The sequence below is a fragment of the uncultured Ilumatobacter sp. genome (assembly GCF_963980585.1).
GTDB lineage: Bacteria > Actinomycetota > Acidimicrobiia > Acidimicrobiales > Ilumatobacteraceae > Ilumatobacter_A.
The window spans coordinates 1-8,946 of sequence record NZ_CAXCAM010000073.1 but is presented as its reverse complement, the minus strand read 5'-3'; the positions used below and the strand labels follow the sequence as shown (position 1 = coordinate 8,946).

The following is an 8,946-nucleotide window of genomic DNA, read 5'->3' as shown; positions in this document are numbered from 1 at the left end:
TTGTGGCTTGATTGTGGCTTGATTGTGGCTTGATTGTGGCTTGCTTGCTGCTTGTTGAACAGTCAGATTGGTGCGGCTGTCCTGCCCTCGACGAACCGGAGGCGTCTGCGGGCCACCGGCACCTTGGCTATTGGGCGGTCCAGCCACCGTCGACGGGGAGGATGACTCCGTTGACAAGGGCGGCCGCGTCGGACGCCAGATAAATGACAGCCCCGGCGACGTCAGCGATGGTGCCGACCGTACCCATGGGGATGCGTTCGATCACCCCGCGTCGGTACTCGGGGTCGTCGAGTCGTTCTGCTGTTCCCGGGGTGTAGATGAAGGTCGGCGCGACCGCGTTGACCGTGACGCCGAGCGAGCCCCATTCCAATGCCAGCACTCGCACGAGTTGGTTCGCGGCACCCTTCGACGCGCAATACACCGCGTGATCGCGGATGCCGACGAGCGATGCTTGGGAACTGATCGCGACGATGCGTCCCGAGCCCTGCGCGAGCATGACCTTGCCGGCTGCCTGCGCGGTGAAGAAGAGTCCCTTGGCGTTGACGTCCATCATGTCGTCCCAGTCGGCCTCGGTCACGTCGATCGCTGGGTGGTTCGCTCCGAGTCCAGCATTGGCAACGAGGACGTCGATGCGTCCGTGCTGCTGCATGATCTTGTCGAACGCAGTGCTGATCGACGAGACGTCGGAGACGTCCATCACATGGCCCGAGGCGCGTCCGCCCTCGGTGATGACCTCCTCGGCGATGGCGTCTGCCTCGTCCTGGGAGCGCGCGGTGAGTGCGACGGTCGCGCCGGCGGCGGCGAGCGCGTCAACGAGGCCCCGACCGATGCCCCGGCTCGCGCCGGTGACCACCGTGACGGTTCCTTCGAGGGAGAACGACGGAAGATGCTCGGAGTCCTTCTCTCAACATTCGTGCACTGAGGTGCATCGCACGGTGTTCAGTCCGGAACCAGCAGGAGAAGGCGCTGGCGTCAGCGCCGCTATCGTTGTGCCCATGCTCGAAGAAGCCGACGGGTTGACCATCGGCCACTGGGAACTTGCGCAGAATGTCTCGGAGTGGATCGAGGTCCTCGCGATTTTCGTCATCGCCGTTTCGGTGGTCATCGCCGTCGTCATTGGCGTCCGCGCCGCGTTCGTCGTCGGTCCTGTTGCCGGGATTGAGGCGGTCAAGCGGCAAGTCGGACGCGGGCTTCTCCTCGGGCTTGATCTGCTCATCGCAGCTGACATCATTCGAACTGTCACGCTTGAGCCGACACTCGAAAACGTTGCGGCGCTCGGTCTCCTCGTCATCGTCCGAACGTTCCTCTCCTGGTCGATCGTTGTGGAACTCCGGGGCCGGTGGCCGTGGCAACTCGAGCAACGAACGTCTGGCGAGGACAAAGTCGAAAAGTGAACGTCGGCCTGGCCTGACTTGGTCTGTCAGACGAGGTCAGGTTCGCCGGCCGCCGCTGAATCTTTCGACGCTTCCCAATCACGCCGCACGCGTTGGTACAGAAACCCGAGCAGCGCAGTGGTGATGACGAGCGAGACGAGGATCGACAGCAGTGGTTGATCGCCGATTGCCGTCGAGACCAGTGCTGACGAGACGCAGGCGAACGCCGCCCACGCAACTCCGCCGATCGCATTCCAGAGCAGAAATCGTGGATAGGGAAATTGGGCCAGACCCATGGTCGCTCCCACCACAAACCGCACGCCGGGCACGAACCGCCCGAACACGATCAACATTGGTGCCTGATCCTGCAGCATGGCGAACGTCTCAGCGACCTTCTCGTTGCGCTCGGCTTGTGCGACACGCTTCGACATGAATTTGCGCAGCACCGTCCGCGAGATCCAGTACAGGATCGAGTCACCGACGATCGCCCCCGCGGAGCCAGCGACGATCAGTCGCCAGATCTCGATGTTCGAACCCTCCTGTGTCGCAAGAACCGAGCCGGTGTTGAGCAGCGACTCGCTCGGGAAAATCGGGACAACGGCGTCGAAGCTGACGAACATGAACACGAGGGCGTACGGGTGGGCGAGTCCATCCAGATCGATGTTGGCGACTGCGCCCGAGATTGCCGCGACGAGCCATGCGATACCGACGACGGCGAATCCTCCCGCGATAATCCATCGAAGCCGAGGGATCTTCCACTGTCGAGTCTCAGGCACCGCAGAACTCATGTCGTGTGGCCGCGTGCGTTCCTGTTCATCACTCGGAACATAGATCTGCTGCCACTCGGAACCCGAGGTTCCCCGCGGATGAATCCGGCGTGTTGGAGCTCCGCGCGGAGACCCGGTACCGGTGGCAGTACGAGTCGTGGCACATATAGGACCCTCCGCGCATCACCTTCGCTTCGCCTGATGGCGGGCCGTGCGGGTTTGCCCGAGGACCGGTGACATGAAATTCAGTGTGGAACCAGTCGTTGGTCCACTCCCAGACGTTGCCGGCCATGTCGTGCAGGCCGAACCCGTTGGGCTGGAACGCATCGATCGGCGAGGTTCCGATGTAGCCATCCTCAGCGGTGTTCTCAACGGGGAACGAACCCTCGAAAATGTTGCACATCGTCTGATCGTCGGGTGCGAACTCGTTGCCCCACACGAATCGTTGCTGGATGAGCCCGCCACGCGCAGCCATCTCCCACTCGGCCTCGGTCGGGAGTCGCACGCCTGCCCACGCGCAGTACGCCTGCGCGTCGGCCCACGTCGTGTGAACGACCGGATGGTCCGACAGTCCGTTGAGGTTCGACTGTGGGCCGGCGGGATGTGCCCAATCCGCGCCGTACACCTGACGCCACCATGGAGTCGCAGCGACGCCGCGGGTATCGGGAAAGTCCTCAGGAAGAAACAGATGGAAGACGAACGACCACTCGAACCGCTCGGCTTCGGTCCGGTATCCGGTGTCATCGACAAACGCTGCGAACTGCCGATTGCTCACTGAATACTTGGCGATGCGGAAGGCGTCGAGGGTGATCTCGCGCGCTGGACCCTCGCCGTCGCCGGGGTATCGATAGTCCTCGTTCGTCCCCATGATGAAGGCGCCGCTCGCGATGTCGACGAAGTCGTCGTCGTGGACGCCGCCCGGACCTGGTGTCCTCTGTGCGGTTGCATCCTGAGCCTCCGATGACGTGCCCTCGCCCCGACTGGGGGCGCAGCATGGGTCGGGGGCTGACTCGCTTTCGTTTGTCACCGAGACGACCCTACTTGTGTGCCGCCAGCAGTCACAGGGTTACTCCATCGTCTCGGACGGCGACGATTGGGTCGCTCTCGTGATCGGTGTTGGTCGCTCATCGGCTGGCGGGCCGATCTATCCTCGCAACTGTGAAGTTCCCAATTCTCAGACCTCGATCGCTCTTTCGGCGGGAGACGGCGAAGGATGACGCAGTGGCGGGGCTTGTTCTCGGCGTGGAGAGTATTCCCGACGGCCTGGCAAGTGGCCTGCTGGCCGGTGTCAACCCGGTTGCCGGGCTCTACGGTTATTTGTACGGGATGATCGGCGGGGCGCTGTTCACGAGCACTGCGTTCATGACGGTGCAGGCGACCGGAGCGATGTCAATCATCGTTGCCGACGTCGATCTCGCCAGCCGCGACGACCCAGCACGTTCGTTGTTCACGCTCACGATCTTGACCGGCGTGGTGATGATCATCGCGGGGCTGTTGCGGCTGGGTTCGTTCCTGCGGTTTGTGTCGAATTCGGTGATGACGGGTTTTGTTACCGCCGTTGGCATCAACATCGTGCTGGGCCAACTCAACGACTTCAGCGGCTACGACGCGCAGGGCAGCAACCGGGTGATCCGGGCATTTGACCTGCTCTTCAATCTCGACAAGGCCGAATTTGGCCCGGTTGTCGTCGGCACGGTCACCATCATTCTGATCGTCGGTTTGCAACGCACCCGGCTCGGAGCGCTCGGCATGGTCGTTGCGGTGGTCGCCGGTTCGGCCGTCGCTGCAGTGTTCCAGAGTGCAGATCGCGACATCGTGCTCGTCCGCGACATCGCCGACGTGCCCAGTTCGCTTCCATTCATCCAGCTTCCCATCATCTCCGAGGTTCCGTACCTGCTGATTCCGGCGTTGTCGCTGGCATTCGTTGGTCTTGTGCAGGGCGCTGGCGTGTCGGCCGGGTTTCCGAACAATGACGGGAGTCTGCCCAGTAATTCGCAGGACTTCGTCGGGCAGGGCGCCGGGAACATCCTGGCCGGCTTGTTCCAGGGCACGCCGGTCGGAGGCTCAATGTCAGCGAGCGCCATTGTCAGCGACGCCGGTGCGCGGAGCCGAACGGCGCTGTTCTTCGCAGGGCTCGTCATGGCAGTCGTGCTGCTGGCTTTCGCGTCGCTGGTCGAGTTGATCGCTATTCCGTCGGTCGCGGGGTTACTGATCGTGGTTGGCGTCGGCACGATCAAACCCGCCAAGGTGCGGACGGTCGCGCTCACCGGCAAGGTGCCGCTCACGGTGATGTCGATCACGTTGTTGCTCACGCTGATCATCCCGTTGCAGTTCGCCGTGTTAGTCGGCGTGAGTCTCTCGGTCTTGCTGTTTGTGATTCGCCAGTCGTCTCGACTCGTCACCTTCCGTCTCGAAATACGTGATGACGGCCGAGTCCGCGAGGTCGAACCGCCGTCTGAGCTCCCGCCGGGCGAGGTAGTTGTCCTGCAGCCGTTTGGTGCGATCTTCTTCGCGACGGCGTCTGTTCTCCTCGAGCAAATGCCGACGGTGACGCCGGCATCGCGACACTCCGTCGTCATCTTGCGCATCCGCGGCTCCGATGACGCGGGGGCCACCTTCCTTGACATTCTTGGTCAGTACGCACGAGCGCTCCGTGATGCGGACTGCAAGCTCATGATCGTCACGAACAACCAACACGTCATCGACCAGATTGACGAACGGATGGTCACCCAGGCCATCGACATCAAGAACGTTTACCGCGGCACCGAGTACGTCGGAGAAACGGTGCGCCAGGCGTACGACGATGCTGTGGAGTGGGTCGCTCAGCACATCGCTGAATCAACTGAGACCGTCGAGACCGCCGAGACTGGATCGACTTCCGAGACCGTTCCCACATCGCATCGCTCCGGTCACGAAGACACGCCAAGCGACCAACTCGCACTCTGAGGACTGAGTCGGCGGAGTGCGATAGCGCTGTGCTGCAGAGCGCTCAGTCGACGCTGACGAGTTCGGCGACGGGGGCGCCTTGCGTCGCGGCGACGGCGTCGCCATACACGAGGTTCATGGCAATGGCTGCGAGCGGGGCAACGAGGATGTAGAGCAGCGTGACCAGTGCCGAGAAGGCCCACAGCGGAATTGAGGCGGCCCCAACGAGCAGGAGGAGCGACAACCCCATCACCGTGACGAACACCATGCCGTTGATCGCGGTTGCTGCGAACGCAGTGTGGAGCCAACGGCCATGGACGAGTTCGGTACTGCGCTGCAACGAGCCGCGAGCATCTGTTTCCTCGTGCACGATCACTTGAGGCATGAGTTGGTAACGCACGATCTGGCGGATGCCCCACGGGATTCCGATGATGCTGACCATCAGGATGACAACGGTGGCGTACGTGCGGATGAATGCTTTGAGCAGCGTGGAACGGCGCGCCCAGGTCACGCGGGTGGCGTCGCGCAGCCCACCGCTCGTGCGATTGGCACCGCGCAGGAACTCGGCGACCAATGCACTCACGCCCACGAAGGCGGCGAGGTTGACTGCCCCGCCCGCCAGCGCGGCCATGAAGAGATTCGTGCCGCCCGAGGGTCGCGCCAGTTCGATGAATTCGCCGACGAATGGAATCAATCGGGCAAAGACGGCGATCGCAGCGGCAAAAGCCGCAGCGGGGAGGTAGAGCAACCCCAGGGCGATGAACAACAGCGGCGACCCCCGGTACGTGACCAATGCGGCGCGGATGATCTGGCCAACGCGGCGGCGGCGGCGCAATGGCTCGGCGGACACGCGGGTCCAATCTGTCCGGCCTGCGATGAACTTGAGCACGGAAAAGATGATGAGGAATCCGATGATTGCTGCTGCGGGTGACACCGTGAAGGTGATCAACGCGTTGGAGCCGGCCGCGACGACACCGCAAAATGCTTCGACGACCGTCGCTCCCTCAGAGTCGCCTGCAGGGATCACGACGCTCGATGGTCGCAACTCATCGAACCAAGGCAGCGGGTCGAGCCAACGATCCTTGCTAGCTGGTCCCGTCGGGCCATTAAACGGGCCTCGTTGGCGCTCACCCCACCGGCCCTCAAAGGACACCCATGCGAGCGGGTCGTCGGGGTCGTCGACCGCATCGGGGAGCAGCACGACCTCTGGTGAAATCGAGTCAGATGGACCCGAGGTGTCGTCACAGCCGAAGCCCTCGGATGCGCCGCGCCCGAGGAAGACCGCTGCGCCGAAGTAGCTGGCATGGGAACCAGCCGAGGAGTAGACCAGCGGGTGGTCGCCGTCGCGCTCAAGCTTGTTCGAGTCCCAGGTGGCGCGTTCGCCGCCTTCATGTTGCGAATAGCCGATCTCGATTGGAGTTGCGGCCAGCGCCTCGTCAATCGACGAGGCATCGAACAGAAGCGATATGCCTTCCCAGTCGCTCTCGTGTTTGTTATTCCAGTCGTTGTAGTACCAGTAAGTCCAGTACTGCACGACGAGCTTGCCTGGTGCGTCGGATGGCTGCACGATGTGCGCGTAGACCGTGGCAGGCTCGTCAGCGGTGTACTTGTTGAAGTCGCGTTCATAAATGCACTCGGGTGACAGCGAACTTCCTGGGAAATCGAGGAAAAATCCTTCCCCAAGGTCAAACAGGTCGGCGGCGCTTGGTGCCCACGTCACGATGGGGTCATCGCGGCCGACTTGGCGCAGCGCCACCTCCGGGTTGTCGAGCACGATGTCGACGGCGGACGGTCCATACGGTTCACCCTCACTGTCGCAGTCTTCAGATTGCTGTTTGACCATGATGATCGGCGCGAACCGCTCAACGAGTTGTTGAGCAGAGTCCTCAGACTGAGCTTGAGCCGGACCGGCCCCGAGATAAAGCAAAGCAACGCTGAGAATCAGGGCAGCGAGAAAGCCCGATGCAACGCGGCGAGCGTCACGAGGGCGAGGAGTATTCGCTACAGAAGAACTTTCGTCTGCTTGGTGCCGGAATGGCGACGTCAGTTGCAACTTGGACTTCCTCTCGACCTGGCGCAACGGACAAGCCACTTGCGCACGGTTGAACAGTAGTCGCCTCTCCCCGCTACGCGGCCTTCCTGGCGATGAGCATCCCCGGTGTCTAAGGGTGCTTGGGCTTCGGTCGGCGTGCAGTCGCGGTGTACCGCTCGTCGCCAGGAATAGCGTCAAGTGCAACTGACGTGAAGCCAGCGGTTCTAAGACGCTGATTTAGTTCAGCTCGGGTAAACGGCCACATTGTGACCGGGTATGACCGAAGGGTGGCGTGATTACCGTCAATGAAAATTGGTGCTATCTCAAGCAGGTGTGGGTCGCCGAACGCCTCAGGAACGTGCCAGGAGTAGGTACGCACGCAGCGTGTGCCATTGCGCTCAACGATGTCTGGCTCGATCTCGACTCGACTGCCCATTTCGTGCACGAGTTCCCAGTCGTGGGTATCGAGAACGAGTATTCCGCCAGGAGTAAGGATCGAGCGGAAAGCTTTAAATGCGTCGATAGCCGCCTCAGCGTCGGGTGCGTGCGCGATCGAGTTGCCAGTGCAGAAGATCGCGTCGAACCGCTCGGGCTCGAATTTGGTTGGAAGGTCTGCCCACGTGCTGGTGATGACGTCAGACCGATCGACTCCTGCGGCTTCGAGGCGGTGACGGGTCACGGCGACCATCTCTGTGCTTGCATCGGAGGCGGTGACGTTGAAGCCACGTCGCACAAGCGCTGTGGCATCGACGCCAATCCCGCACGCAGCGTCGAGAACGCACGCCCCCAGCTCAAGTGACGACATCGCCGCTCTGACCCCGGGTGTGTCACTGCCGAGGAACAGAGCGACGTCGTCGAAGTACCAGTGGTAATCAGTGGCCAAGGACCGGTACTGGTCCTCGGTCATGTCAGCCGAGAAGCTTGGCCTTTTGTGCAGCAAACTCCGCGTCAGTCAGCACGCCCTGATCGTGGAGTTGACCGAGCTGTGTGAGCTGGGCCATGAGGTCCGGTGCGGCGGCAACTGGTGCCGGAGGGGCAGCAGCAGCGGCAGCGGCGGCGGCAGCAGCCTGAGAGTCAGCGAGGCCCTGATCGTAGGCTGATTGCTGAGCGGCAGCAGCTTGTTGCTGGCCCTCGTTGAACTTCTTTGTCTGTCGGGCGCTCACACCGCCGGCAACGGCAGATGCCGTGCCTGCAACCACTGCGGTCCGACCCACGGTTCGGACTACTCCTCCACGTCGGCGACGCATCATGACTGAACTCCTGTTTCTGTAATTGTTGTTGTGGTCATCATCCCTCCAGGGATGCTTCTAGGGCATCGAGTTCGTCGAGCGCTCCAATGATTGATTGCACCGGAATCCGGCCGCTGTCGACGACGACTCCGCCGCCCTCGCGAAGCGCAATCGCGAACGGCGCCGCCCAGGTGTTCTCGAACACGAGCATGATCGCTCGTGTGTCAACTTCCATCGCCTCACCGGCGGCGGCGACGTCGTCGTCGCCGAGAATGCCGGTCTCGAAGCCGTCAAACACATTGATGTGAATGGCTTCGTCGCCGGGCAGATCTGAGATCTCGATTGCCTGCACCGAACCATCGGAAAGCTTGCGGATGAACATCACGTCGAGGATGGTGATCACGCCACGGTCGACGAGGTCGAAGAGCGGCGGCGCTGCCTTACCGGTGAACGGTTGGTCGAACTCGATCAACATCCAGTCGATCGGTCCCATCTCTCTCATGTCATCTGTCACGTGTCACGTCCTATCATGTCGAGTGCTGTCGGGAGAATCTAACACCGGCGCTTGAAGGCGGCGATTCACGATCGTCCGTTTGCTGCGACCTGGTGTGCGCGTGCGA

9 protein-coding genes are annotated in these 8,946 nt (G+C 62.2%); 2 read left to right on the top strand and 7 right to left on the bottom strand.

Annotation, left to right across the window (positions count from 1 at the left end; all coding sequences use genetic code 11):
- Positions 1 to 127: 127 nt before the first annotated feature.
- The gene (locus ACH2DW_RS14840) at positions 128 to 853 is read right to left on the bottom strand and encodes an SDR family NAD(P)-dependent oxidoreductase (RefSeq protein WP_394930524.1); all 726 of its coding nucleotides are present in this window, start codon (positions 851 to 853) and stop codon (positions 128 to 130) included.
- A 142-nt stretch (positions 854 to 995) separates the two neighbouring features.
- Here ACH2DW_RS14840 and ACH2DW_RS14835 point away from each other — a divergent pair, with 142 nt between their 5' ends.
- Positions 996 to 1,394 (top strand): DUF1622 domain-containing protein, encoded by a 399-nt coding sequence (locus tag ACH2DW_RS14835; RefSeq protein ID WP_394930523.1) that lies wholly within the window; start codon positions 996 to 998, stop codon positions 1,392 to 1,394.
- Between the two features lie 26 nt (positions 1,395 to 1,420).
- On the opposite strand, the gene ACH2DW_RS14830 is transcribed toward ACH2DW_RS14835, so the two are convergent.
- Together ACH2DW_RS14830 and ACH2DW_RS14825 are read right to left on the bottom strand one after the other, a co-directional pair.
- Entirely contained in the window at positions 1,421 to 2,161 is a 741-nt protein-coding gene (locus ACH2DW_RS14830) for a DedA family protein (protein ID WP_394930522.1), read from the bottom strand.
- Positions 2,162 to 2,189: 28 nt separating this feature from the next.
- Positions 2,190 to 3,167 (bottom strand): formylglycine-generating enzyme family protein, encoded by a 978-nt coding sequence (locus tag ACH2DW_RS14825; RefSeq protein ID WP_394930521.1) that lies wholly within the window; start codon positions 3,165 to 3,167, stop codon positions 2,190 to 2,192.
- A gap of 194 nt (positions 3,168 to 3,361) precedes the next feature.
- Here ACH2DW_RS14825 and ACH2DW_RS14820 point away from each other — a divergent pair, with 194 nt between their 5' ends.
- The gene (locus ACH2DW_RS14820; RefSeq protein WP_394930520.1) at positions 3,362 to 5,086 is read left to right on the top strand and encodes a SulP family inorganic anion transporter; all 1,725 of its coding nucleotides are present in this window, start codon (positions 3,362 to 3,364) and stop codon (positions 5,084 to 5,086) included.
- A 43-nt stretch (positions 5,087 to 5,129) separates the two neighbouring features.
- Here ACH2DW_RS14820 and ACH2DW_RS14815 read toward each other — a convergent pair whose 3' ends face one another.
- The 4 genes from ACH2DW_RS14815 to ACH2DW_RS14800 all read right to left on the bottom strand — a co-directional run bounded on the left by ACH2DW_RS14815 (position 5,130) and on the right by ACH2DW_RS14800 (position 8,840).
- Entirely contained in the window at positions 5,130 to 6,839 is a 1,710-nt protein-coding gene (locus tag ACH2DW_RS14815; RefSeq protein ID WP_394930519.1) for a hypothetical protein, read from the bottom strand.
- Positions 6,840 to 7,227: 388 nt separating this feature from the next.
- A complete protein-coding gene (locus ACH2DW_RS14810; RefSeq protein ID WP_394930518.1) occupies positions 7,228 to 8,004 on the bottom strand; it encodes a class I SAM-dependent methyltransferase in 777 nt (258 codons plus the stop codon).
- 1 nt (position 8,005) lies between these two features.
- Entirely contained in the window at positions 8,006 to 8,311 is a 306-nt protein-coding gene (locus tag ACH2DW_RS14805) for an SHOCT domain-containing protein (RefSeq protein WP_394930517.1), read from the bottom strand.
- Between the two features lie 73 nt (positions 8,312 to 8,384).
- Positions 8,385 to 8,840, bottom strand: a complete 456-nt coding sequence (locus tag ACH2DW_RS14800; protein ID WP_394930516.1) for a DUF1269 domain-containing protein — start codon at positions 8,838 to 8,840, stop codon at positions 8,385 to 8,387.
- Between the last annotated feature and the right edge of the window lie 106 nt (positions 8,841 to 8,946).